Genomic DNA, 23,927 nt, shown 5'->3' on the forward strand with positions numbered 1-23,927 from the left:
AATCCGGCGAAACCTTGGGCGAGTGGGCTTGTCCCCGCTCGTTGCCACACATTCAACCGCAGAGGCACCGCCGGCTCGAGGGGTCGCACAGGGTGGCGACGGGGATTGTTTGGGGTTTGACGGAAGCGGCGTCTAAGGCCTCGCCGAAAGCGCCCGGATCCGCCGGAAGCGTCGAACCTCTCCGGGGGCAGTGCCCGAGGGCCGTCCAAAGCAGGAGTGAGCTTCGTCAGCCACCGATTGATGATACGGGCACCGCGTTCGTCACCTCACGCAATCCCAGGTAGATGGCACTACTCAGCTCTTTGGGCGGCACTCCGTCGCCCTTGACACGCGTGTTACATTTGACTCTAGAGACCGCTCGCGGCCAAAGCCGCCCAAGGCAAGGCGCGGCGACTCTCGTGCAAGAAATCGCGGCGGCGATATGCTAGCCGCTGGTTCAAAACCACGCCCTCGCTATTGCGGCGGCAGACATCAGGAGGGCGCATGGCAGGCACGGCCTATTCGGCGGACATCCTTCTCAAGCTCCTCGCCATCGCTGCTGCGGGCACCCCCTACAACAACGACGCGATGCTGCGCCACCTCTTCGAGAACAAGGGCCGCCCCTTGCTCGACGCCTACGGAGAACCCGTCCGCAGCAAGGACGATTCCGTCAATCTCGACCGCAACACCGAACGTGACTATATGTGCCTCGTCGTCAACGAGGACCCCTTCAAATACGTGAAGCGAACGAAGACCCAGTACCTGCCACGCACGAAGACGCCCCGCCTGAGCTATGACGACGTCCTCGCCGAGCAAGACGCCTGGTTCAACGAGAACGCCTATGCAACCGCTTTCCAGACGGTGTTGGGCAGCTTTGCCGACCAACGCAACCGCGCGAGCCGCCTCGGCAAAATCGCCGCCGCACTGGCAGAGCGCGGCATCGAACGCGACGATATCAACGAGGCGATTCGCCGCTGCAAGAACGCTGACGAGAAGACTGCGGGCCTGACGACGCTCGCCTTGGGCAGGCTCCTCTTCGCGCACGCAGAGCGCAAGCCCTCCGAGGAGCTGGAGCCGCAGGCGAAAGGCGCCCCCGCAGCGAGCGATACCGGGAACGCAGATGCCAACGCCACGCCGCCAGACGCGCCCACGCTTCGCGCGTTGCTAGCCATGCTCGTAGACGGTCCCTCCTCCCCTCTCGGCATCCGTGCTTGGAGCGAGGAGGAAGCGCTCGACGCCCTCTTCCCGGCGGCGCTGATCAAGGCGCTGCCCGCCGACGAGGACGGCCGCGAGCGAACGCTCTCCGGGACCCTCTCGCCCATCGAACGCCAGGCGGCACGCGACGCGCTCACGGCATCGAATGGCCTCGGCATCGCCCGATGGCACGAGCAGCTCGCGACGCTTCCCGGGGTTGATCCCGACGCAACGTGTGCCATGCTCGCAGACCTTAAGTCATCAACGAATGGCGAGGTAAAGAGCGCTGTTTTTGCCATCGCACGCACGTCGTCGGGCGACGCTTCGCTCGCGCTCGCGCTTCTGCTCGCGCTCGCGCTTCTCGGCACGGCGGCGTTCGAGGGACTCCTAAGAATCGTCCAGACCAACCTCTAGCAAGCGCGCGCTTTGCTCCGCAGACCGCACGATCACACGCCCGCACGAACCGCGCCACAGACGCAACCCGCACCGCAAACGCACGGCCACGCTCCTCCCACCCGCGAAGAAGGGAACCACATGCTCGAAGAAGACAAGATGCCCTACGACGAGACCGACGTTGACAACCAGAACGCCGCCGAGCAGGACTGCGGGCCCGAGGAAGAAGATGACAGCTGGTACGGAGGGCTCCCCATCGTGTCGACCACGGAGGCCCTCGCCCTCGTCGAGGGGGCAGACTCCGGCGGGCTGAGGCGATCCATCGCCGATCTCGTCCTCAACTTCGACGACATCTCGGTTGACAGCGTCAGTCTGCACAACCTCACAAACGTCTTCCTCACGAGCCATGACTTCGAGTATGCCCTCAACCTCGCGAAGCTCGGCCTTGACCGTTTTCCGAAGTCCGTCACCCATCTGGCGGACGCCGTCCAGGCCTGCGCCAGGCTCGGCTACATCGAGGAGGGCATGGCGTTCGTCAATCAGGCGCTCGAGATTCGCATGGATCGCTGGGACTGGTACCTCGTCGTTTGGGTCGCGTCCTTCTTCAAGTTCGCGCTCGACTCCCTCCCCGACGACGAGTGCGAAGCGCTCGTCTCGAAGGCCGTCGACATCCTCAACTCCTACGAGGCATGCCACGCCTTCGACGAACGCGTGCGCAACCAGAAGGCGGAGGTCCTCGCTGCCGCCAACCACATGACCGAGGCGGCCGAGGAGCTCGAAGACGCGATCTTCTCGCCCCAGCGCACGCCCATCGACAAGAGCATGACCCTCATGCCCGCCTCCCAGTGCTGCATGACCTACCTGCAGCTCTTTGGCTCGACGGTTGCCGCGAGGAAGATCGGCGACGTCGCCAGGCGCGGATACGCCAGCCTCGCGCAGAACCATCAGAGCGCAAGCGCCAGCGCGTTTCTCCTCTACGAGGCCTTCGCGCTCGACTCCGAGATATCGAACCAGCGCGAATACGCCGACGGCTTTGGCAACGAGACCAAGGTGACGCAGCTGCTCGACGCCTACGAGATCGCCTATCGACAGGCTGACGACGAGGAGACGCGCGAGCTCATCCGCCAGCGTTTCGACGTCGCCTGCAGCAGGGCGCACCTGAAAAGCCGCACGCTCGAGTAGCGCGAAAAACCGAATCCCCAATCAATCCCTGAAGCGGCCCCCGGCATACCCCCGGGGGCCGTTGCCGTCTCGGTCATTGTGTTTGTCAGCAAGCGGGCAGCCGGCCCAGCAGGACGACGGCCCACCCAACCGGGCAGTCGACCCAACAGATGGCTGCCCATCCGAGAGAAGGGACAACACATGGACTTCGGCAAGATCGACGAGCTCTTCGGCACCGGCAACGACAACGACAACGAAAACGGCGAGCGTCCGGCATCCAACCCCGGCATCAGCCCCACGGAAGATCCCGTGGCCTGGGTTCGCAGCGTCCTTGCCGCCAACGACGACCTCACCTTCTATCCGGCGGGCGAGAACCGCTGGTGCGCCCGCGAGATCTACCTCAACAAGCCGGTGACCACGACCGTCTCGCTCGTGGACGGCATGGTCGAGGTCGAGGCGAGCGTGCCCATCGGCGTCAACGAGGAGAACGTCGCCGCTCTTCGCGCCTTCCAGATGCTCCGCCAGGCAAACTACAAGATTCGCGGCTTCAGGCGCGCCGTGCCCGGCGAGCCCTTCGCCTCCGTCACCCGTCACGCCGTCACTGACGACCTCGACCTGGACCGCCTCATCACCATCACGAACCACACCCTGTGCTCGTCCCTGCGCGACGCCATCGACATCCGCAACGGCGAGAAGAGCGTCCACGACGTCTGGCTCGAAAACACGAAGCGCCGCATGAAGTTCGCCTTCATGTCGGAGTACTTCTCCAGCGATAGCGACTAGCCGGTCGCAAGATCGTTCGCGAGACCTGCCACGACGCCAACAGCTCGGCGCAACACCCACAAGCATCCAAACGAAAGGACCACCATGCTCTGCGAGAATCCCAACTGCGGCCGCCTCGGCTTCGCCTTCAACTGCACCGACTATGCCTTCGTCCCTTACGACAACGACAGCATGGGCGCCCTGATCGAGATCGACGGCGAGACCTATCCCGTCACCGTCAACGCCTATGACGACGGCGACAAGAAGGGCCAGCTCCACGTAGTCATGAACTTCCCGCAGGTAGTTCCCGGCACCAGCGCCATCGACCTGCTCTTCGCCGTGCAGGAGATGCCAGAGAACTTCGACTTCTCCGCCGATCCGGTCGACGGCGAGGTCCTCCTCACCAGCGCTCTCGAATACGACAGCGCCGAAGAGCTCAAGTCCGTCATGGAGCGCCAGATCGCTGCCGCGCGCCGCCTCCTCCCCGTCATCAACCAGTACGTCGCCGTGGCGGCCAAGCGCGGCGAGAACGTCAACAACCCCTACAGCATCGACAACCTCATGGAGAAGGAGGACTAGCATGGCGGCCTACTACGGCGGCAGGCTCAGCTTCTCGGAGGAGCAGTTCGAGGCAGTCCTCGACGCCCTCAACCTGCTCGCCTCGAAAAACTGCCCGCTCGTGGTGGGCCACGCGAAGGTGGAGGGCGGACAAGCCGCCCTCCCGCTCGCCTTCAAGTGCCAGGGCAAGAAGAAGGGCCTCGTCCTTGGCGGCGATTGCCCCACCATCGAGGAGGTAGAGGAGGTATTCAAGGGCGCCACGCTCGAGACGCGCCCCATCAACCCCAACGTCAAGGACAAGACCTCCCTCGAGATCGCACGTGAGCTCGAGCTCGCGAACGAGTGCCGCCCCATCTCGATGTCCGAGATTACGCCGGAAAACGAAGTGTTCTCCAAGCCCTTCTCGCGCCTTACGGGCATGGAAGAGCAGGTTCGCCGCGCCGTCGAGTGCATGCGCGCCGCGCAGGCATACGGCCGCGACGCCGTCTGCCTCCACACGATGCTGCTCGGTAACCCCGGGTCCGGCAAGACCACCTTCGCCCGCGAGCTGCACGAGTTCGGCCGCGCCGCGAAGGTGCTCGACGGCGAGTTCGTCGAGGCGCGTGCCGACGACCTTGTGGCCCGCTACGTGGGCCACACGGCGGGCCTCGTCCGTGCGGCATGGCAGCGCGCCCGTGGCGGCACGCTCTTCATCGACGAGGCCTACAAGCTCGCGGACACCGCCGAGTTTGGCCTCGAAGCCATCAACGCCCTCGTCGAGCTCATGGAGGCGGGACGCGGCGAGGTCGTCGTGGTGGCGGCGGGCTACCCCGCCCAGATGTCTCGCTTCCTCGAGATCAACCCCGGTCTCACCTCGCGCTTCTCCCTGCGCCTCAACTTCGACGACTATGACGCCGAGACCCTCGAGCACATCCTCGTCGACATCTTCGCGCCCGAGCGCGGCGTGACGGTCGCGGAAGATGCCCGCGAGCGCCTCTCCGGAGCCTGCCTCGCTCTCACCCGCACGCCCGGCTACGCCAACGCCCGCAGCGCCAGGACCCTGTTCGAGCGCTGGCTCATCAAGCAGGCAACCCTCGGGGCTGGCGGCACGCTCACCGACGCCGCGCTCGAGGCGGCCCTCGCCGAGGACGATTTGGCAAGCCCGGCCAAGCACCCGATGGGTTTTGCGTAGCCGGGATGGCGAGACAGGCCGCGGGACGCCATCCCAAGCGGCCCACGCAGCGGTAATGGTTATCATTGAAGGTTGTTTGTCGCCATTCCGCCGATTGGACCTCCCTTGAAGTTCATCCCCTCTCGCGCAGCCCGCACGAGCCACTCCTCCGCCCGTCGTATGCCCGCCTCACGACGCGCCACCGTTGCCGCGTTCGACGTCTGCTTCGCACTCGCAGCATGCGCCCTCGTCTGGGTCGTGCTCGCGACCCCCGCACTCGCCTATGTCGACCCGAGTGTCATGACCTACACCATCCAGGCGCTCGCCGGTGTCGCCGTCGCGCTCTCCGCCGTTCTCGGTGTGGTGTGGCGTCGCGCCCGCCGCGCGCTGCTGCGAGCCCTCCACGTCGACGAGAACACGGGCAAGTGCGTCGAGGCCGAGGCGCGCGCCTGCTCGGACCAGGCATCCCTCGCCTCCGCTGACGAACGCGCCCGCGCCATGCTCTCCGCGCGCGTCGAGCATCCCGCGCCCACCCTCTCCTGGCGCGCTCGCCTCGTGCTCGCGCTCATCGTTTCACTCTCGCTCACGTACTGCCTCTTCTTCGTGTCGCCCCTCGAGGTGGTCATCCCCGGTTTCCAGTCGCTCTCGTTCACCCTGGCCAACGTCTGGCTGCCGCTCATCGCGCTCGTGGCGCTGACAGGCGCGGCGCTTGCGCTCGCCACCTCGCTTGCCCGCGGCCGCGCGTTCGATGTCGTCCTCGCCATCGTCGCGGCTATCTGTCTCTGTGCCCTGCTCCAGGAACTCGTGCTCAATAAGTCGCTTCCCGCGGCTGACGGCTCGCCCGTCGACTGGGCCGCCTATCACCGCAGGACGACGATCTCGAGTATCGCCTGGATCGTCATTCTCGCGGCAGCGGCACTCCTCGCCTGGAAGCGACCCCTCGCAAGCCGCGTCACCGCCGTGGCGTGTTGCCTCGTCATCGTCATCGCCCAGAGCGTCGCACTCTGCGCGCTCGGCTTCCAGAACGCCGAGGCCCTAACTCGCCCGACGGTGACCAAGGAGGGTCTCACCACCGTCTCGGCCAAGAGCAACGTCGTGGTGTTCGTACTCGACATGTTCGATACCAAGGACATGGACGATGTCATGGAGCAGTACCCCGACGCCGCGGATGACCTCGGCGGGTTCACCTGGTACCGCAACTCCCTCGGCTCTGTCATCCCCACGCGCTATGGCGTTCCCTTCATCGTCACCGGCCATGACTTCGACCCTTCGCTGGACGAGTTCACCACGGCGGACCTCGAGTCCTGGTTCTCGGACCGCAATCTCCTCGACGTCGCAGCCGAGCAGGGCTATTCCGTGGGCGTCTACTCGGACTCCGTGTCCTACGGCGCGAACGCCCTCGCGAGCAAGACGATGAACGTGCACACCGTCGAACCCTACATCGCCAACTTCCTGAGCTGCGCCAAGGCCCTTGGCGGATGCGGCCTCTACCGCGATCTCCCCTACGCCCTGAAGCCGTTCCTCTGGTTCACGACGGACCAGCTCAACGAGGCCATCGCGCCCACTGGCACCGAGTCCGCGGACAAGACGCCCTACGTCTTCGACGACAAGGGCATGCACGCGCTCTTCTCCGAGCCCTGCCTCACCGCCTCCGACGATTCCGCCGGCGGCGCCTACCGCGTCATCCACTGCCAGGGCACCCACTGGCCCTACACCATGGACGAGAACGGCAACACCGTCACGACCACGCAGGACCACGCGTCCATGATCGCGCAGGGTCGCGGCTCGCTCGACATCGTCGAGGAGTACATCGAGCAGCTCAAGGAGCTCGGCGTGTATGACCAGACCACCATCGTCATCACCGCGGACCACGGCGTCTGGCCCTGGGGACACGAGGAGCTCACGAAGACCACCTCGCCGATCCTGCTCGTGAAGCCCGCCGGCGCGGACGCCTCACAGCCGCTGACGATCAGCGAGGTCCCCACCGGCCACCTCGACCTGCCGGCCACGCTCGAGTGGGCCGTGGGTGCCTGGGACGGGATCGACACGGATGGTGCCTGCGGAAACTCCTCCGTCCTCGCCGGTAGCACGCCCGTCTTCATGGTCTCCGACGACCAGCGTCCCCGCTACTTCTTCTGGAACAACCATGACGGCAAACATGACCTGAACTTCCTCGAGTACGAGGTTGACGGCGACGCCAATGACTTCTCTGACTGGAGACTTACCGGCCGCAGATGGAACGTTGACGTCGACGGGTACAATTAGCCGTCGGACGCACGAACCCCGCGCCCGCAACAACACGCAACCTATGGAGCACCCATGCGCAAGCCGCCAGTCCTAGCCATCGTCATCCCCTGCTACAACGAGGAGGAGGTCCTGCCGATCACGAGCGGCCTGTTCAAGGCCGAGCTCGAGGACCTCGTCGCCAAGGGCAAGGTCGACCCCGCGAGCCACGTCCTGCTCGTCAACGACGGCTCGCGCGACCGCACCTGGGAGCTCATCGAGGGCCTGGCGGCGTCGGACCCGGCATTCCGGGGCTGCTCGCTCTCCCGCAACCGCGGCCACCAGAACGCCCTGCTCGGCGGCCTCATGGAGGCGCGCGGACATTGCGACGCCACCATCTCGATCGACTGCGACGGCCAGGACGACATCGCGACGATGGAGGCCATGGTCGACGCCTACCTCGACGGCTGCGACGTCGTCTACGGCGTCCGCTCGAGCCGCGAGACGGACACGTTCTTCAAGCGCTTCACCGCGCAGTCCTTCTACCGCCTGCTCTCCTCGATGGGCGTGGAGTGCGTCTACAACCACGCCGACTACCGCCTCCTGGGCGCCCGCGCCCTCGACGCGCTCGCCGAGTTCCGCGAGGTCAACCTGTTCCTGCGCGGCATGGTGCCGCTCGTGGGCTTCAGGAGCACGAGCGTCTACTACGAGCGCCACGAGCGCATGGCCGGCGAGTCGCACTACCCGCTCTCCAAGATGCTCGCGCTCGCCGTCAACGGCATCACGAGCCTTTCGGTCAAGCCCATCCGCCTGATCACGTGGACGGGCCTCGCCGTGGCCCTCGCGAGCCTCGTCGCCATCATCTGGGTGCTCGTCGCCCACGCGACCGGCGCCACCGTCACCGGCTGGGCGTCGACCACCGCCGCGGTGTGCTTCATGGGCGGCGTCCAGATGCTGTCGCTCGGCGTGATCGGCGAGTACGTCGGCAAGATCTACCTCGAGAGCAAGCACAGGCCCCGCTACGTCATCTCCGAGCGCACCTGGGAGGACGAGGAGGAGTAGCGGCGGACGCCAGGCAATCCAATAGCAGCAACGACACACAAAAAAACGCGCCCGCTGAACTCGGCTCTCCCATGAGAACAAGTTCAGCGGGCGCGTCACATCTTGCGCCTTAGCTCGGCCAAGACCGACTCGGGCAGACCCCTACTCCGCAGAGTCGCCGGCGTCGAGCCACTTCTTACGCGAGACGAAGTTCCAAACCATGACGATCGCCGTCGCGACAAGCTTGGTGATGGTAACCATAAGTGCAGAATCTCCCAGCACGTTCACGCCAATCACCATGATAATCTCGTTGATGACAAGGCCAATCGCGGAGAGGATCACGAAAATCGTGAACTCGCGGCGACGGCTGATGTCGTCTCGGCGCGTGAAGACGTAGCGCATGCTTGCCACGTAGTTGAACACCACGGATACGACGAACGAGATGCTCGCCGAAATGACCGGATCCATACCGATGACCTGGGAGAGCAGCATGAGCACACCGTAATCGATGAGGAACGCTAAGGCTCCCACCACACCGAACTTAAGGAACTGCTCGATAAGACCCTTCATGCCACACTCCCAAATACGCATATCACTCGGTTTTTCATTCAAGAGGATAGCCCCGCAGCTCGCCGGTTCACATAATCTGGAGAAAAGCACCGGGTCATTGCATCCGACGATCCGCCGTTCTGGGCTTCCGTAACTCTCGGCACCAACTGAAGCCCCAACAGGAGCATTCGAGCCGCCAATACCTGCCCTCAAGCTCCCCAAACAACGAAAAGGCGCGGAACGCCATGTTGACGTCCCGCGCCTTCTTGACAGTTCGCTCAACGAGCGGACGAATGGCAGCGTCTACGCAGGCTATGCCAGGAGCTGCGTCTTCGCGACCTCGGCGAGCTTGTCGTTAAGCGTCTGCGATTCCTCGCGCGTGGCGCCGTTGCTGAACAGGTACGCCTTGATCTTCGGCTCGGTGCCAGACGGGCGAACGATGACCTTGACGCCCTCGCCCAGCTGGAACTCGAGCACGTTGCTCTTGGGAAGCAGCTGCTTGGGGCAGCTACCATCGCCACCGGCAACAGCCATCTCGACGTCGGCCTTGTAGTCGACGAAGCCCTCGACGGGCATGCCGGCAATCTCCGCAGGCGGGTTCTCGCGCAGACCGCTCATGATGGCGGCCATCTTATCAGCACCGGCGGCACCCGGGAAGCTCACGTTCACGACGCCGTTCAGGTAGTAGCCATACTCCTGGTAGAGGGCCTCCATAGCCTCGTACAGGTCCATGCCACGTTCGGCGTACCAAGCGGCCATCTCACAGGTGAGCATGCTCGCCACGATGGCGTCCTTGTCGCGAGCGTGAAGGCCAACGAGGTAGCCATAGCTCTCCTCGAAGCCCATGAGGAAACGCTCGGGCTCGCCGGCCTCGACGAGCTGGTCCATCTGGCCGCCGATGTTCTTGAAGCCGGTCAGCACGCGACGGACCTCGAAGCCATAGTGCTTGGCCAGGGCGTCCGGCATGGCAGTGGAGACGATCGTGGTGACGACGACCTTGCGGCTCACGTCCTCGCCCGCCTCGGCCTTCATGCGTGCGAGCCAGTCGATGAGAAGGATGCCCATCTCGTTGCCCGTGAGCAGCTTGTAGTCGCCGTCGTGCGGCACGGCGACGCCCATGCGGTCCGCGTCAGGATCGGTCGCGAGCATAAGGTCAGGGTGGACCTTGTCGCATAGCTCAAGACCCTTCTCGAGCGCCTCGCGGAACTCGGGGTTGGGATAGGGGCAGGTCGGGAAGTTGCCGTCCGGCTCGGCCTGCTCGGGAACCACGGTGACGTTGGTGATGCCAACGCGCGCGAGGATCTTGTTCATGCACTCGATGCCCGTGCCGTTGAGCGGCGTGTAGACAACGGAGAAATCCGGGTTGGGCTTGGCGCCGATGGACTGGGACGCAACGGCGTCGATGAAACGGTCGAGGACCTCGTCCGGAGTCCACTCCACGAGTCCCTTGGCCACTGCCTCGTCGAAGTCCATGTGCTTCACACCAGTGAAGATGTCGGTCTCGTTGATGGTGTTCTGAATCTCGTCAGCAGCCTCGTTCGCGATCTGGCAGCCATCCTCGCCATAGACCTTGTAGCCGTTGTACGGCGCCGGGTTGTGGCTGGCGGTGACGCAGATGCCCGCGGAGCACTTGAGGTCGCGCGTAGCGAAGGAGAGCGTCGGCACCGGCTCGATGCGCGGATAGACGTAGGACTTGATGCCGTTGGCGGCGAGAACGCCGGCGGCGGCCTTCACGAAGTCCTCGCCCTTGTTGCGGGAATCACGCGCGATGGCGACGGTGGGGTTCTCGTAGTGGGCGTTGAGGTACGTGGCGAGGCCCTGGCTGGCCTGCGACACGGTGTAGACATTCATGCGGTTCGTGCCAACGCCCAGCGTGCCGCGCAGGCCCGCGGTGCCAAAGGCGAGGCTCCGGTAGAACGCGTCCGAGAGCTTCTCGGGATCGGGATCTGCCATGAGCTCGTCGAGCTCGGCTGCGAGATCAGGCTCAGTGACGTTGTCCTTCCAAAGCTGCGCGGCGGCAGCGATCTTGTCGTCCATTGCGTGCTCCCCCTTTTTCTCGGCACACGGCAGCGAAACTGTCGGGCGCTCGTTACTCATTTGTTCAAGTGTATCCCGGCGAACTCCGCGCAACCACACCTGTCGGCGGATGGGCGAAAAAGAGACCCGTAGCGCCGCCCTAGCGCCACGGGTCTCTCGTCTTACATTCTTCGACTGCGCCGTGCCGTCACGAAGCGAACGCCAGCCCTCACGCGGAGCCGCGTCTTACGCATCTGGGCACGAAAGCCGAATGTCGAGCTACTTGCCCTCGCGGATGGAAGCACCGAGGGATCCACCCGGGTGCCACTTCACATACTGCTTCGGGTCGAGGCCGAAGTCCTCCTGGAGCAGGATGGACAGGCTCTGGAGCATGAGGATCTCGACGATGATGGAGGCACGGGGCGGCTTGTTCATCGGGTCGCCCTCCTCCTTCACGCCGGCGATGAGGGTGACGTCGCCCTCCTTGGCAAGCCAGCTGTCGGGGTTGCCGGTGAGGGAGATGATCTTCACGCCGTTGCCCTTGAGGCAGGTGACGGTGGCCTTGAGCTCGGAGGTGTTACCCGAGTTGGAGATGGCGATGACAACGTCACCCGGCACGACCTGGCCAGCGGAGCCATGGACGCACTCGGTGCCGTGAAGCTCGTAGGTGGGGGTGCCAGTGGAGGAGAAGAGCGAGGCAGCATAGCCGGAGACGTGGCCGGGCTTGCCGATGCCGGTGACATGCAGGCGACCACCCTTGGCCTCGGCATCCTGGATCAGGCGCTTAGCAGCGGTGATGGAGTCATAGTCGATGCTGTCAATGAAGGCCTTGACCTGCTCCTGCATGATACCCAGGAAGACATCGACGCGGGCCTTGTCGTCGGCAGCGGAAGGCATGCCGTCATAGGCGTTGATGAACTCACCCATCTTCTGACCAATCTCCTCTTCGTTGGTGATATCAAAGATGCTCACGATGTGCGGGAACTTGCCCTCGATCTCCGAGGCGAGGTCACTCATCGTAACGATGACGTCGCCGTCGAAGCCGACGAGGTCGTCGAGCTTACCGTGGTTGACCTCAATCTTGTAGCCACGCTTGGCACAGATCTGCTCGATCTTGGTCTGGAGCAGCATGCTGGAACCAACGCCAGCACGACAGACAACCAATGCCTTGACCATGCGAAACACCTCTCTGTCGCGTCCGTTGTCGTTGCGAAAGCGGTCGTACCCGCTTACTTAACAACTTAACTAACGTGCATATGATACTCGCATTTCTCGTTTTCAAGACAGATGAGAAACGGATTTTTCACAATTGGAAAGCGCGTGCGGGTGGGCGTGCCCCGACATGGCGCGCGCCGACGAAGGCGGACAGGCCCCGTCGCAGCGACGTGGCGAGCGCAGATGAGCGCGAACGCGGCCCCGACTCGGCAACATGATGAGCGCGAGCGGATCCCGGCTCAGTTAGTTCCGCCGCGGCGACGCGACGAGGGCCAGACAGTTGTATCTTGGGCTGTAGCACGCACGATAGCACGCAAAACCCAAACGAAAGGGAATCGTATGAGGACGAGCATCGAAGGCGAGCGAGCGCTGGTCACGGGAGCGGGCACGGGCATTGGCGCCGCGATCGCCAAGAGGCTGGCGGCGCTCGGCTGCACCGTCACGGTCGTGGGCCGCACCGAGGCGCGCCTGGTCGAGACGGCGAGGGTGTGCGATAAGGCAGCGGCTGAGGCGGGCTTCGACACCCACGCCGTCGTCCACGCCTGCGACCTCAAGGACGAGGCGTCCATCCTCGCCCTCGTCGAAGCGCTCAAGGAACAAGGTGGCCTCGACATCCTCGTGAACAACGCGGCCGTCGTCCAGGCAGGCCCGCTCGAGGGCGTCGCCACGGACGAGTTTGACGCCGTCATGGCGACGAACGTCCGCGCGCCGTTCATCCTCATGCGCGAGACGCTCCCGCTCCTCCGCGACTCGAAGGCGGCGGAGATCGTGAACATCTGCTCGGTCGTCGCGCACGAGGGCTACCCCAACCAGAGTGCCTACGTCGCCAGCAAGCACGCGCTGTACGGCCTCTCCAAGTCCTTCGCGAACGAGGTGTACGACGACGGCGTCCGCGTCCACGTCATCGCGCCTGGCGGAGTCCTCACGGACATGGTCGCCATCACGCGCCCGGACCTCGTCGGCACGCCAATGATCGTGCCGGACGACATGGCGGACGCGGTCGAGTACCTGCTCTGCCACCGCACCGACGCCGTCTGCGATGAGATCCGCCTCCATCGCGTCACGAAGGCGCCGTTTTAGGCGATCGGACGCGGTAGCCAGTGCCACTCGCCGCGCTTCTCGCACAAGACAGCCACGGCCGCGCGAGACGGATGTTCGTTAATACGAACGATGTTCCATTTTGCTACCGCTCACCCAATTGATGCGCTAAAAGCGCTTGACGCTGGGTATCCTTTTTGCTTGAAAAGCACGGCATACGGCCGGGCGCGCTGACCCGCGGCAAGGGCTTGCTCCGGATCACCAACACCCTAGGAGGGTAAATATGGCAGTCAATCGCTTCGTCCTCAACAACATCTCCTATCACGGCGCCGGCGCCATCAAGGAGATTCCCGGCGAGATTCAGCGTCGCGGCTACAAGAAGGCCTTCGTTTGCTCCGACCCCGACCTCGTGAAGTTCGGCGTCACCGCCAAGGTCACCGACCAGCTCGATGCCGCCGGCATCCCCTGGACCCTCTACAGCGAGATCAAGCCCAACCCCACCATCCAGAACGTCAAGGACGGCGTCGAGGCCTTCAAGGCTTCCGGTGCTGACATGATGATCGCCATCGGCGGCGGCTCCTCCATGGACACCTGCAAGGGCATCGGCATCATCGTCGAGAACCCCGAGTTCGCCGATGTCGTCTCCCTCGAGGGCGTCGCTGACACCAAGAAGCACGCCACCTTCACCATCGCCGTTCCCACCACCGCCGGCACCGCTGCCGAGGTCACGATCAACTACGTCATCACTGACCCGGAGAAGGTCCGCAAGTTCGTCTGCGTCGACGTCAACGACATCCCCGACGTCGCCGTCGTCGACCCTGACATGATGGCCACCATGCCCGCCGGCCTCACCGCCGCCACCGGCATGGACGCCCTCACCCACGCCATCGAGGGCTATACCACCAAGGGTGCCTGGGAGCTCTCCGACATGTTCCACTTCAAGGCCATCCAGCTCATCTCCCAGAACCTCCGCGACGCCGTCGCCGAGGCCAAGAGCGGCAAGCCCGGCAGCGGCCGCGAGGGCATGGCCCTTGGCCAGTACGTCGCCGGCATGGGCTTCTCCAACGTGGGCCTGGGCATCGACCACTCCATGGCGCACACCCTCTCCGCGCACTATGACACCCCGCACGGCGTCGCCTGCGCCATGCTCCTCCCGATCGCGATGGAGTTCAACAAGCCCGTCGTGACCAAGCGCCTGGCCGAGGTCGCCGTCGCCATGGGCGTTGACACCACCGGCATGAGCGATGACGAGGCCGCCGACGCCGCCATCGCCGCCGTCAAGCAGCTCTCCGCCGACGTCAACATCCCGCACGTCTGCGAGGCCATGAAGGCCGACGAGATTGACCAGCTCGCCACCGATGCCATGGCTGACGCCTGCTTCCCGGGCAACCCGCGTGAGGCCAACCACGACGACGTCGTCGCCCTCTTCAAGAAGATCTGCCCGAGCGCCTAGTAGCCACTCGCAGACCCTGAGCACTCATGGGCTCGTCGCCATCCGGCGGCGGGCCCTTTTCTTGTAGCAAGGCGAGGCGACGGGCCAGCCACTGCGGCGAGGCTGGCCTGACGGCCCGCCCGGGCGAGAGGTTCGGTCCGAATGTCCCAAAGCACGGCGCTCGGTTGGCCGCGAGTCCCACGTCGGCGGTAGCGCGCCCCGCCCGCCGATGACCCGGCGCTCCGCCCACGGACGCGACGAAGCTGCCTGTATCCTTTTCGCAGAGGGCGGGCGCGGCGTTGGCCGCGCGAGGCCGCGCGCTCGCCATATCCCACATCAGGCCTACTCCCCCAGGGGAAGAGAGGAGCTCACCATGCAGTACAACATCATCGGAGGGACCTTCCCGGTCGTCACGTGCACCCTCGCGGACGGCGAGTCCATGATCACCGAGGGCGGCTCCATGGTCTGGATGACGCCCAACATGGAGATGAGCACCACAGGCGGCGGCATCGGCAAGATGTTCTCTAAGGCCGTTTCCGGCGAGAGCCTGTTCCAGAACATCTGGACCGCTCGCGGCAACGCGATGATCGCCTTCGGCTCGAGCTTCCCCGGCCGCATCATGCCGATCCAGATTACCCCCGGTCAGAGCTGGATCCTCCAGAAGCGGGCGTTCCTGGCCGCGGAGCGCGGCGTCGAGCTCAGCACCCACTTCAACAAGAGCGCCAAGACCGGCATTTTCGGCGGCGAGGGCTTCATCATGCAGAAGCTCACCGGCAACGGCATCGCCTTTGCGGAGATTGACGGCGACCTGGTCGAGTACCAGCTCGCGGCCGGCCAGCAGATGGTCGTCGACACCGGCAACGTCGCCGGCTTCGAGGAGAGCGTTTCCATCGAGGCCCAGATGGTTAAGGGTGCCAAGAACATCCTCCTCGGCGGCGAGGGCATGTTCAACACCGTGCTCACCGGCCCAGGCCGCATCTGGCTCCAGACGATGCCCATCTCAAGCCTCGCCGCGGCAATCGCTCCGATGGTCTCAAGCGGGAACTAGCGGACGGAACCGCTGTCGACGCGCGATGACAACGACAGCGTCAGCAACGGCACAGAGCACCACATAAAAGGGAGGGCCGACGCGGACACCACGTCGGCCCTCCTCATGTTTTAACGCGTCGCCTCGCATCTCGTCGCGCCATTCGTTCCGCGTTCTCTCGCGTTTCGACACCCTATTCGTTCCGTGCCTTCTCGAAGGCGGCGAGGAGCTTCTCCTCGAGTTCCGGCATGGACACGATATTGTCCAGCTCGATGACGCGGGGCTTGTCCTTCAGGAACGGCGCGAGATCGCTCCCCACCACATAGAGGTCGACCGGCACCATGGAGATCTCGGACACGGAGACGTGGTCGACGCTCACGCCCTCGATGCCGTGCTTCTTGAGCAGGCTCTGCACGTTGAGCTGCACCATGAAGGAGCTGCCCACGCCTCCGCCGCAGCAACACATGATCGACTTGATCTCCATGCCATCCTCCCTGAAAAAAGGCGCGCTAGTCCTATGGCCAGCGCGCCCAATCTTTCCTACGCGTCTTGGCGCCTAGTCAAGATAATAGTGGCCTAGCGCATCGGCACCGAGGATGGCATCGGCGACCATGTCAGGCGTCACGTCGAACGGCATGTTGCCCATGGTGTCGCCCGGCGCGCACGCAGCCTCGGCAACGGGCATGACCTTCTCGCGCGTGACTTCCTCGACGCCCAGCTCCTCGAGCGTCACAGGCAGGCCAACCTCAATGCAGAAACCGAGGACCTCCTCAAGCTGATCCATGTCGGCGTCGGCGAGGACGAGCTGCGCGAGCGTGCCGAAGGCGACCTTCTCGCCGTGGTACATGCCGTGGCACTCCGGCAGGAGCGTGAGGCCGTTGTGGATGGCATGCGCGGCAGCAAGACCCGAGCTCTCGAAGCCGATGCCGGAGAGCAGCGTGTTCGCCTCGATGATGTGCTCGACAGCGGGCGTGAGGGCACCGGCCTCGAGGGCGACCTTGGCCTTCACGCCGTCCTCCATGAGGGTGTCATAGCAAAGGCGCGCGAGGGAGAGGGCAGCGAGACCGCCCTTGCCGCCAGCACAGGTGTCGCCGTCGGCATCGTGCGTGGCCTGGGCCTCGAAGTAGGTTGCCAGCGCGTCGCCCATGCCAGAGACCGTGAGGCGCACGGGGCTCGCGGCGATGACCGTGGTGTCCATGAGGACGATGTTGGGGTTGGCCGGGAGGAACAGGTAGCGGTCGAACTGGCCGTCATCCGTGTAGAGGACGGAGAGTGCGCTGCACGGAGCGTCCGAGCTGGCGATCGTGGGGCAGATCACCACGGGAGCGCCGAGGTAGTAGGCCGTGGCCTTAGCGGTGTCGAGCGTCTTGCCACCGCCGATGCCCGCCACGACGTCACAGCCATTGGCACGGGCGACCTCGACGAGACGGTTGACCTCGCCCTCAGAGCACTCGCCGTTGAAGTCTTCGTAGACGGCCTCGGCGTCGACGCCCTCGAAGCTGCCGGCGACCTTGTCGCCCACGCGCTTGACGCCGGAGGGCGTGTTGATGACGAGAGCCTTCTTGCCAAGCGGCGCCACGTACGTGCCGAGCTTCGCGAGCTCGTTCGGACCCTGGATGTACTTGCTGGGACTATTGAAGATCTTGGACATGTATCCCCCTTTGTTTGCACTCACAATTCCTACTGACTTTACAGGAGATACCGACAGGAAAAGACAGGCCTTCGGTAAGCGTTGGGTACGCTCTCGATGGGTGCGCGGCTTACGCGCGACGCCCGCGAGCGACGGAGAGGCCCACGGCGGCGAAGGCCACCGCGAACAGCAGCGTGATCCCCACGCTCGTGAAATAGGAGCCCATAACGGCAGGCGTGAGCACCTCGGCGTCGAGCACGGCGGCAATCGCCTGGTTGGTCCAGAACGTCGGGGCGAAATGGGCTGCCGCGACAACGCCCGCACCCATGAACGACAGCGGGATCCAGGCGCCGCCCAAGAAGCTCATCACCATGCCAAAGATGTTGCCAACGGCGTTGAGCACTTCCTCGCGCGCGCCAAAGCTCGTGCAGAGGTACGCAATGGACAGGGGCACGAGGCCAAACGCGAAGTTGGCGACAAACGCAAGGGCCACGTGCGACGCAGGCAGAGAAGCGATGCAGGCGCGCAGAGCTATGGCGCCCACGAGACTGCTCAGACCGCACACCGCGAGCGTCAAGACAAGGCAGCTTGCAAACACGGCGGCATCACGCGCGGCGGGGCTCTGAGGGCCCGTCCCCAGGCGCCGCTCGAGCTCGGGCCGCGACATCGCCGAGAACACGAGCCCTACGCATACGATGACGGAGGATGTGATCGCATACGAGCCAAACTGCAGGTAGAGCTTGACGCTATCCGCCGCAAGACCGCCTGAGGACGGGGCAGCGTGAACCTCGACGTCGGCTCGCTCGGCAGCCGCGGAGAGCGCCATGGCGGCCACTTCCTCGAGCCCAGCTCCCCCGTCAAGCGCCGCAGCAGACCCCGCCAGCGTTGAGAAACGCGCCGCCTCGACGCCAGAGAGCGCAGAAGCCTGCGTGCTCACGCCATAGGCCTCCTCGATCTGGGGGAGGTCATCCCCGGCGCGAGCGGCACGGACGAGCTCGTCCCCAAAGCCTTGGGGCACGATGAAGACGCAATCCGCCCGGCCGGTCGCAACGGCATCCTGGAGCTCGCAGGGCTCGTCCGCAACGTCGACGAGCGTATATAGATCGCCCATGTGCCGGGCGAACGCCTGCGAGAGTGGAGAGCCATCGCGGTCCACAATGGCGACCTCGGCCGCATAGGGCTCGTACTCCGCAGGCTCCGAAGAGGCGGATGCCGAGCTCGCGAGCACGATGAAGGCGCCCATGAGCGAGATGACGAGGGCATATATCGTGAGGTAGAGCGGGTGAGCGGCAACTACGCGCAGCGCGGCCTTAAAGGTGCTCATAACGCTGCCTCCTAAAGACAAGGGTGGCGACGAGGAGAAGCGCGAGGGCAAACGCGACGCACGCGGCGGCGCGTGCAAAGAATGGCGTCAGGTCCTCGTAGAAATAGAGGCTCGTGAACATGTCCGATATGAGCTTGGAGGGATTGAGCCACGCCTCGGCGGGGAACGCGCGCGCCACCTCGTCCGCAAGGGCCATGGCAGGCATGCCGTAGAGGCCCGCAAACAAGGCGCCCAAGCATGTCAGCAAGGTGAGGAGCCCGTCTCGCGGGCCCTTTCCTCCGCGCAGGGGCAGTACCGCCACAAACATGCCAAGACCTATCGAGAGGAACGAAGCCGCGGCGATGCCGAGAAGAGCAAGTCCCTCTCGCCCGGCAAAGTCGACGCCCGCGACGAAGCGCACGAAGGCGAAGACCAGCGTCAGGTTGACAAGAGCCATGGTCCAACAGGCAACGAGCGTCGATGCGAGGGTGGCGAGGCGGCTCTGACCTCCCACGCAGCGTCTCGCACCCAATGGCGAGAGGTCGCCTGCGGCGTCGACCATCGCCCCCATCGCGACCTGCGCCGAAAACAGAGCCGCCATACCCAAGAGGGCATAATAGAAGCGCACCGTGTCGTCAGGTGTCGAGCGCGTGAGGGAGATGCGCTTGACCTCGCCCGATATGCCAAGGACGTCCTGGATGGCGCTTGAATCGGCAATCAGGCCCGGATCGTTCTCGAAGGCGGCTTCCACGAGCGCCGAGGTCTGGGTGTATGAGCTCGCGACCGTCTCCAGAATCGAGCGGTTGACGCTCTTCTCGGCGGTGCCGTCGGTGTTCGAAGACCCAGCACCCAGGATGACCTTGGGGCTTCCATAGGCCTCGAGGTCCGGGTCGGCCGAGTAGACGCCAAACACCTCGCCTGAATCGAGGAGGCGCTCGCCTTCCTCGACGGAGGAGACGGGACGGACATCGAGCAGGCGACCATCGCCCTCGGCATTCAGCGCGTCCACGACCTGCGAGAAGCCCGAGGTCTCCCAAGCATCGTCCTCGACCACGGCGACCGGCACGGGGTCAACGCTCTGGGAGTTCTTGAGGCTCGAGAACATGAAGATGAACATCGTCGAGAGGATGATGGGGAAGAGCAAGGTCCAGATCCACATGCTTGGCTTGCGGGCGTTCGCCAGGATGGTCGCTTTTATCGTCGATAGCATCACGGCCTCCTAATCGCGCAGCTCGCGGCCGGTGATTTCGAGGAAGACGTCGTTGAGCGTCGGGGGTTCGGAGTAGATACGGCCAAGCGCGACGCCCCGCGCCCGGAGCGCATCGAGGATATCCGTGAGATTGTGTGGGTACGCCTCGCAGGAGCAGGTGAGCGCGCCGGCGGCGTAGCTCGCGGAAAGCACGTGCGGCAGCGCGCGAACGCTGGCAAGGACGTCATCGGCGAGCTCGGCCGCATCGATCACGACCTTCTCCCCCATCGAGATCATGCGCTTGAGCTCGTCGTTCGTGCCCTCGGCGAGGGTACGGCCCCCGTCCATGATCATGATGCGGGAACAGATCTGCTCGACCTCCTCCATATAGTGGCTCGTGTAGACCACCGTGGCGCCCTCGTCGCGCAGGCGGCAGATGCCGTCGAGAATCGAGTTCCTGCTCTGGGGATCCACGGCGACCGTGGGCTCGTCGAAGAAGATGAGCTCGGGCTTATGGGCGATGCCGCAGGCGATGTTCAGACGCCTGGCAAGGCCGCCGGAGAGCTTGGCGGGGCGGAACTTGACGTAGTCGCCAAGGCCAACGAACTCGATCGCCTCGTCCACGAGGGCGCAGCGACGGGCGCGGTCGGCCACGTAGAGGCTGCAGAAGTAGTCGATGTTCTCTCGCACCGTAAGCTCGTCAAAAACGGCCACCTGCTGCGGCACCACGCCGATCCTGCGCTTGAGGTCATAGCGCGTGGGTTCCATGGGCTCGCCGAAGAGCTCGATATGGCCCTTGTCGTAGGTCAGCAGCTGCAGGATGCAGTTGATCGACGTGGTCTTGCCGCTTCCATTGGGGCCAAGGAGGCCAAATATCTCGCCTTTGGCGATGCGGAGGTTGAAGTGGTCGAGCGCGAGAAGGTCGCCATAGCGCTTGACGAGATTCTCGACGCGAACGATGTCGCTCATCAGTTCACCCTTCGGACGGTTTTTCCATTGCCTGCATCGTACGGCCAGCCCCGCCCGGGCAACAGTGATAATTGTCACCACCCGCAAGAGCTGACAAAGGGACAGTCCCTTTGTCAGGTTTTGCAGCCTTCCTCCCGCAGGAGTTTTGTCACGAGAGGCGCTTGGAGAGATGCGCGCTCTACGTACACGCATACAATGGCCCCATGAACAGACTATTCGACAAGCTCATTGTGCTCACCTGCTGCCTCGTCGGCGCTCGCGACTTCCAATCGACGCGGAGCTGGTGGCAGCGCTTTGCCTCTCCGTCGCCTTGAGCGCGTGTGTCGAAACGCTACGCGATAGCGCCCAGCTGCGCGGAAGCGGGATTGCATCGCTCGCATTCATTGCCGCCTCGATCTTCGTGCCCGCGCTCGTCCCCTTCGCCCCGCTCGCGCTCTACGATGCCGCGCGGGGGTTCGACCGCGAGAGTCCCTCGCCGTTGCTTGGACGCGCGGTGCTCTTCATGATCGCGCTCGCCGCACACCTTTGCTCAGGCAACCTATCGGCAGAGACGATCGCGCTCTCCACCGTGTTCGCGTTCGCCGCGACGTTGCTCTCCGTCCGCACCACGCAGGTCGAGCGCGAGTACGCTCGCAACGCCACCGTTCGCGACGACCTTCAGGAGCGCACGCTACTGCTGGAGGCGAAAAACCGCGACCTCCTCGAGCGACAGGACTACGAGGTGCAGGTGGCGACCCTCGCCGAGCGTGCCCGCATCGCCCGCGAGATCCACGACAACGTTGGTCACCAACTCACGCGCGCCAAACTCCAGACGGATGCGCTGGCCATCGTCCACGAGACGGACCCCGCCGCGGCAGCAGACTTCCAGAGCGTCGGCCGTACCGTAGACGAAGCCCTCTCGCTTGTCCGCGCGAGCGTGCATGACCTCCACGACGATTCGTCTGACCTCGGGCTTCAGGCCCATAAGGTAGCCGACGCCATCATGCGCGGCTCGAGCGTGAGAGTGGCGGTCGAGGTCTCCTGCGAACACGTGCCCGCAAACGTGGGGACTTGCCTTCTCGCCGTGATGCGCGAGGCCATGTCGAACGCGCTGCGCCATGGGCGCGCGGGAAGAATCGAGGTGCGTTGCCTCGAGCGCCCGGCGCTGTGGCAGCTGTCTGTGCTTAACGACGGAGGGACGAGAGGCGGTATGGTGGCGCCTGTCGCCGTGACAGGCGTTCCGGCAGATCGCGGGCATCGCGCGTCGGCAGGTGACGGATACGGCGTATCGGCAGATCAGACGGTGATTTCCGGCCAATTCCACACGAGCGGCGGCATGGGCCTCGCATCCATGCGCGAGCGCGTCGAGGCACTCGGCGGGTCCTTCTCGGCAGGACCGAGACGTGACTCAACCGGCTGGCGCGTGTTCGCATCGATTCCCAAGGAGAGGGTTAGCGCAACATGAGGATCATCATCGTCGACGACGACAAACTGGTCTGCGATTCGCTCAAGATCATCCTAGGCGCGCAGCCTGACATCGAAGTGGTGGGCCTTGGGTCATCCGGCAATGACGCCGTGAGGCTGTTCCGCGAGCTTGCGCCCGATGTGGCGCTGCTCGACATCCAGATGCCGGAACGCGACGGGCTCTCCGCCGCCCGAGAAATCCTTGTCGAGGACCCGGCGGCGCGCGTCGTGTTCCTCACGACCTTCTCGGATGACGAGTATATCGTCGCGGCTTTGAAGCTCGGCGCGCGCGGATACCTCATCAAGACGGACGTGCAGGCCATCCCGCCAGCGCTCGCCCAGGTCATGGAGGGCAAGCGCGTGCTCGAGGGAAAGCCCGCAGACAGCGTGGATTTCTCCGCTGGCGTCGAGGAGGCGGAGTCGCACGAACGGACCGGCGCCTTCGCCACACTCACTGACCGCGAGTTCGAGGTGGTTCGCCTGATTGCCGAGGGCCTCGACAACAAGGAGATCGCCGCCACCGCCTACATGGGCGAGGGCACGGTGCGCAACCACATCAGTTCGATCCTCGCCAAGCTGGGCCTGCGCAACCGCACGCAGATTGCGATCGCATACCTGAAGGCGTAGGCGCGGCGTCACTCGCCGGAACCCACCTCTCGTAAGGGATTGGCGGCAGAAACGGGCGGCGTCGCTTGCCGGAACCCACCTCTTGCCCGCCGGAGCCCACCTCTTGCCCGCCGGAGCCCACCTCTTGTAAGGGATTGGCGGCAGAAACGGGCGGCGCGTCCACCAGAACACACCTCTTGTAAGGGATTGGCGGCAGAAACGGGCCCAATTCCTTACAAGAGGTGGGTTTGGCGAAGGTGGACTTGGTGAGCAAAAGAAGGTGCAACGCAGGACGACAGGCTCTCGGGACGAGCCATTTCCCAGCGGCGAAAGACGCTACGAAGCAAAAGAAAACAGGCCGGAAGCTTATGGCCTCCGACCTGCATCTTTTCTGGTGGCGGGGAAGGGAATCGAACCCCTGACACGGGGATTTTCAGTCCCCTGCTCTACCAACTGAGCTACCCAGCCGAATATGTTGCTCTCCACTCGCGCTTCGAGCTCGTTAACTATATCAAATAGCAAACCTCGGTCAAGCGACTTTTTTGGAAAAGTTTGAAATTGGTCAGGCCACCGGCAAGCGCCCCGTCTCAGCCACACGCCTTCGGTCGCCTCTCGCCGTCCCCAAGAGGCTCCTGCCTGATAGTGACGTTGCTTCCGTCAACCTCTACGACGACCGTCGACACCGGGGTCTGGATCCTCACGCAAGGCACCCCGCGGACAAACGCGACAGGCTTCTGGGCGGCGTCGGATACCGACGGCACCACAACGTGCGAAGGAGCCGGAGAAGCAGGGGCAACGGATGCCGGAGAAGCAGGGGCAACGGATGCCGGAGAAGCTGGGACGACGGATGCCGAAAGCACCGGAGAAGCGGGGACCTCGGATGCCGGGGAGGCGGGGACGACGGATGCCGGGGAAGTGGCACCCGCAGGCGATCCGTGGCGAGACGAAACCCGGCGAACATAAGACGCGCCGGGAGTAGCGCCAGATGGCGGTTGAGCTCCCAGGGATTCGGAAGCCCCAGCTCGAGACTCCCCCTCGGCGCCTTCCTC

General features: G+C 64.5%; 20 protein-coding genes and 1 tRNA gene. 12 read left to right on the forward strand and 9 right to left on the reverse strand.

Annotated elements, in window-relative coordinates; all coding sequences use genetic code 11:
- The first annotated feature begins 483 nt into the window (after window positions 1-483).
- The 7 genes from ABCN07_RS04735 (at window position 484) to ABCN07_RS04765 (ending at window position 8,482) form a co-directional block, all read left to right on the forward strand.
- Window positions 484-1,587, forward strand: coding sequence for a hypothetical protein (locus tag ABCN07_RS04735; RefSeq protein WP_343005616.1), 1,104 nt, complete (start codon window positions 484-486; stop codon window positions 1,585-1,587).
- A gap of 120 nt (window positions 1,588-1,707) precedes the next feature.
- The gene (locus ABCN07_RS04740; protein WP_343005617.1) at window positions 1,708-2,748 is read left to right on the forward strand and encodes a hypothetical protein; all 1,041 of its coding nucleotides are present in this window, start codon (window positions 1,708-1,710) and stop codon (window positions 2,746-2,748) included.
- A 180-nt stretch (window positions 2,749-2,928) separates the two neighbouring features.
- Window positions 2,929-3,510, forward strand: coding sequence for a hypothetical protein (locus ABCN07_RS04745; protein WP_343005619.1), 582 nt, complete (start codon window positions 2,929-2,931; stop codon window positions 3,508-3,510).
- Between the two features lie 84 nt (window positions 3,511-3,594).
- Window positions 3,595-4,068 (forward strand): hypothetical protein, encoded by a 474-nt coding sequence (locus tag ABCN07_RS04750; protein ID WP_343005620.1) that lies wholly within the window; start codon window positions 3,595-3,597, stop codon window positions 4,066-4,068.
- Between the two features lies 1 nt (window position 4,069).
- Entirely contained in the window at window positions 4,070-5,218 is a 1,149-nt protein-coding gene (locus tag ABCN07_RS04755; RefSeq protein WP_343005621.1) for an AAA family ATPase, read from the forward strand.
- Between the two features lie 105 nt (window positions 5,219-5,323).
- The gene (locus ABCN07_RS04760) at window positions 5,324-7,462 is read left to right on the forward strand and encodes a hypothetical protein (protein WP_343005623.1); all 2,139 of its coding nucleotides are present in this window, start codon (window positions 5,324-5,326) and stop codon (window positions 7,460-7,462) included.
- A gap of 54 nt (window positions 7,463-7,516) precedes the next feature.
- On the forward strand, window positions 7,517-8,482 hold the full coding sequence (locus tag ABCN07_RS04765) for a glycosyltransferase family 2 protein (protein WP_343005625.1): 966 nt from the start codon (window positions 7,517-7,519) through the stop codon (window positions 8,480-8,482).
- A gap of 141 nt (window positions 8,483-8,623) precedes the next feature.
- Here ABCN07_RS04765 and ABCN07_RS04770 read toward each other — a convergent pair whose 3' ends face one another.
- The 3 genes from ABCN07_RS04770 to ABCN07_RS04780 all read right to left on the reverse strand — a co-directional run bounded on the left by ABCN07_RS04770 (window position 8,624) and on the right by ABCN07_RS04780 (window position 12,202).
- A complete protein-coding gene (locus ABCN07_RS04770; RefSeq protein WP_343005626.1) occupies window positions 8,624-9,031 on the reverse strand; it encodes a GtrA family protein in 408 nt (135 codons plus the stop codon).
- A 291-nt stretch (window positions 9,032-9,322) separates the two neighbouring features.
- Window positions 9,323-11,047 carry a phospho-sugar mutase gene (locus ABCN07_RS04775; RefSeq protein ID WP_343005627.1) on the reverse strand — a complete coding sequence of 575 codons (1,725 nt, stop codon included), beginning with the start codon at window positions 11,045-11,047 and terminating at the stop codon, window positions 9,323-9,325.
- 258 nt (window positions 11,048-11,305) lie between these two features.
- Window positions 11,306-12,202 carry an SIS domain-containing protein gene (locus tag ABCN07_RS04780; protein WP_293814246.1) on the reverse strand — a complete coding sequence of 299 codons (897 nt, stop codon included), beginning with the start codon at window positions 12,200-12,202 and terminating at the stop codon, window positions 11,306-11,308.
- 222 nt (window positions 12,203-12,424) lie between these two features.
- Here ABCN07_RS04780 and ABCN07_RS04785 point away from each other — a divergent pair, with 222 nt between their 5' ends.
- The 3 genes from ABCN07_RS04785 (at window position 12,425) to ABCN07_RS04795 (ending at window position 15,759) form a co-directional block, all read left to right on the forward strand.
- Window positions 12,425-13,321: an SDR family oxidoreductase gene (locus tag ABCN07_RS04785; protein ID WP_343005628.1), complete on the forward strand. Its 897-nt coding sequence runs from the start codon at window positions 12,425-12,427 to the stop codon at window positions 13,319-13,321.
- A gap of 241 nt (window positions 13,322-13,562) precedes the next feature.
- Entirely contained in the window at window positions 13,563-14,732 is a 1,170-nt protein-coding gene (gene fucO / locus ABCN07_RS04790) for a lactaldehyde reductase (RefSeq protein WP_343005629.1), read from the forward strand.
- Between the two features lie 352 nt (window positions 14,733-15,084).
- The gene (locus ABCN07_RS04795; RefSeq protein ID WP_343005630.1) at window positions 15,085-15,759 is read left to right on the forward strand and encodes a TIGR00266 family protein; all 675 of its coding nucleotides are present in this window, start codon (window positions 15,085-15,087) and stop codon (window positions 15,757-15,759) included.
- Window positions 15,760-15,931: 172 nt separating this feature from the next.
- Here ABCN07_RS04795 and ABCN07_RS04800 read toward each other — a convergent pair whose 3' ends face one another.
- From ABCN07_RS04800 to ABCN07_RS04820, 5 genes are all read right to left on the reverse strand, one after another.
- A complete protein-coding gene (locus ABCN07_RS04800) occupies window positions 15,932-16,222 on the reverse strand; it encodes a PTS sugar transporter subunit IIB (RefSeq protein WP_293835524.1) in 291 nt (96 codons plus the stop codon).
- Window positions 16,223-16,294: 72 nt separating this feature from the next.
- Window positions 16,295-17,389: a glycerol dehydrogenase gene (locus ABCN07_RS04805; protein WP_343005631.1), complete on the reverse strand. Its 1,095-nt coding sequence runs from the start codon at window positions 17,387-17,389 to the stop codon at window positions 16,295-16,297.
- 109 nt (window positions 17,390-17,498) lie between these two features.
- Window positions 17,499-18,692: an ABC transporter permease gene (locus ABCN07_RS04810; RefSeq protein WP_343005632.1), complete on the reverse strand. Its 1,194-nt coding sequence runs from the start codon at window positions 18,690-18,692 to the stop codon at window positions 17,499-17,501.
- Window positions 18,679-19,881 (reverse strand): ABC transporter permease, encoded by a 1,203-nt coding sequence (locus ABCN07_RS04815; protein WP_343005633.1) that lies wholly within the window; start codon window positions 19,879-19,881, stop codon window positions 18,679-18,681. The genes ABCN07_RS04810 and ABCN07_RS04815 overlap by 14 nt, the downstream gene beginning before the upstream one ends.
- 9 nt (window positions 19,882-19,890) lie before the next feature.
- Window positions 19,891-20,829 carry an ABC transporter ATP-binding protein gene (locus tag ABCN07_RS04820; RefSeq protein WP_343005634.1) on the reverse strand — a complete coding sequence of 313 codons (939 nt, stop codon included), beginning with the start codon at window positions 20,827-20,829 and terminating at the stop codon, window positions 19,891-19,893.
- A gap of 283 nt (window positions 20,830-21,112) precedes the next feature.
- Here ABCN07_RS04820 and ABCN07_RS04825 point away from each other — a divergent pair, with 283 nt between their 5' ends.
- Both ABCN07_RS04825 and ABCN07_RS04830 read left to right on the forward strand, forming a co-directional pair.
- The gene (locus ABCN07_RS04825) at window positions 21,113-22,273 is read left to right on the forward strand and encodes a histidine kinase (RefSeq protein WP_343005635.1); all 1,161 of its coding nucleotides are present in this window, start codon (window positions 21,113-21,115) and stop codon (window positions 22,271-22,273) included.
- Window positions 22,270-22,899, forward strand: a complete 630-nt coding sequence (locus ABCN07_RS04830; RefSeq protein ID WP_343005636.1) for a response regulator transcription factor — start codon at window positions 22,270-22,272, stop codon at window positions 22,897-22,899. Before ABCN07_RS04825 ends, ABCN07_RS04830 begins: the two co-directional genes overlap by 4 nt.
- Window positions 22,900-23,270: 371 nt before the next feature.
- On the opposite strand, the gene ABCN07_RS04835 is transcribed toward ABCN07_RS04830, so the two are convergent.
- Window positions 23,271-23,346 (reverse strand) — tRNA-Phe (locus ABCN07_RS04835).
- Window positions 23,347-23,927: the final 581 nt, after the last annotated feature.

The sequence above is a fragment of the Collinsella sp. 1033st1_E11_1033SCRN_220408 genome (assembly GCF_039062465.1).
In the GTDB taxonomy this organism is placed as follows: Bacteria; Actinomycetota; Coriobacteriia; order Coriobacteriales; family Atopobiaceae; genus Parolsenella.

Excerpts from the sequence above, each read along its gene's own strand:
- ABCN07_RS04830 (WP_343005636.1), top strand. The coding sequence starts at position 22,270 with ATGAGGATCATCATCGTCGACGACGACAAACTGGTCTGCGATTCGCTC.
- ABCN07_RS04775 (WP_343005627.1), bottom strand. The coding sequence starts at position 11,047 with ATGGACGACAAGATCGCTGCCGCCGCGCAGCTTTGGAAGGACAACGTC.
- ABCN07_RS04770 (WP_343005626.1), bottom strand. The coding sequence starts at position 9,031 with ATGAAGGGTCTTATCGAGCAGTTCCTTAAGTTCGGTGTGGTGGGAGCC.
- ABCN07_RS04735 (WP_343005616.1), top strand. The coding sequence starts at position 484 with ATGGCAGGCACGGCCTATTCGGCGGACATCCTTCTCAAGCTCCTCGCC.
- ABCN07_RS04795 (WP_343005630.1), top strand. The coding sequence starts at position 15,085 with ATGCAGTACAACATCATCGGAGGGACCTTCCCGGTCGTCACGTGCACC.
- ABCN07_RS04785 (WP_343005628.1), top strand. The coding sequence starts at position 12,425 with ATGAGCGCGAACGCGGCCCCGACTCGGCAACATGATGAGCGCGAGCGG.
- ABCN07_RS04750 (WP_343005620.1), top strand. The coding sequence starts at position 3,595 with ATGCTCTGCGAGAATCCCAACTGCGGCCGCCTCGGCTTCGCCTTCAAC.
- fucO (WP_343005629.1), top strand. The coding sequence starts at position 13,563 with ATGGCAGTCAATCGCTTCGTCCTCAACAACATCTCCTATCACGGCGCC.
- ABCN07_RS04815 (WP_343005633.1), bottom strand. The coding sequence starts at position 19,881 with ATGCTATCGACGATAAAAGCGACCATCCTGGCGAACGCCCGCAAGCCA.
- ABCN07_RS04740 (WP_343005617.1), top strand. The coding sequence starts at position 1,708 with ATGCTCGAAGAAGACAAGATGCCCTACGACGAGACCGACGTTGACAAC.
- ABCN07_RS04820 (WP_343005634.1), bottom strand. The coding sequence starts at position 20,829 with ATGAGCGACATCGTTCGCGTCGAGAATCTCGTCAAGCGCTATGGCGAC.
- ABCN07_RS04745 (WP_343005619.1), top strand. The coding sequence starts at position 2,929 with ATGGACTTCGGCAAGATCGACGAGCTCTTCGGCACCGGCAACGACAAC.
- ABCN07_RS04780 (WP_293814246.1), bottom strand. The coding sequence starts at position 12,202 with ATGGTCAAGGCATTGGTTGTCTGTCGTGCTGGCGTTGGTTCCAGCATG.
- ABCN07_RS04765 (WP_343005625.1), top strand. The coding sequence starts at position 7,517 with ATGCGCAAGCCGCCAGTCCTAGCCATCGTCATCCCCTGCTACAACGAG.
- ABCN07_RS04755 (WP_343005621.1), top strand. The coding sequence starts at position 4,070 with ATGGCGGCCTACTACGGCGGCAGGCTCAGCTTCTCGGAGGAGCAGTTC.
- ABCN07_RS04810 (WP_343005632.1), bottom strand. The coding sequence starts at position 18,692 with ATGAGCACCTTTAAGGCCGCGCTGCGCGTAGTTGCCGCTCACCCGCTC.
- ABCN07_RS04805 (WP_343005631.1), bottom strand. The coding sequence starts at position 17,389 with ATGTCCAAGATCTTCAATAGTCCCAGCAAGTACATCCAGGGTCCGAAC.
- ABCN07_RS04800 (WP_293835524.1), bottom strand. The coding sequence starts at position 16,222 with ATGGAGATCAAGTCGATCATGTGTTGCTGCGGCGGAGGCGTGGGCAGC.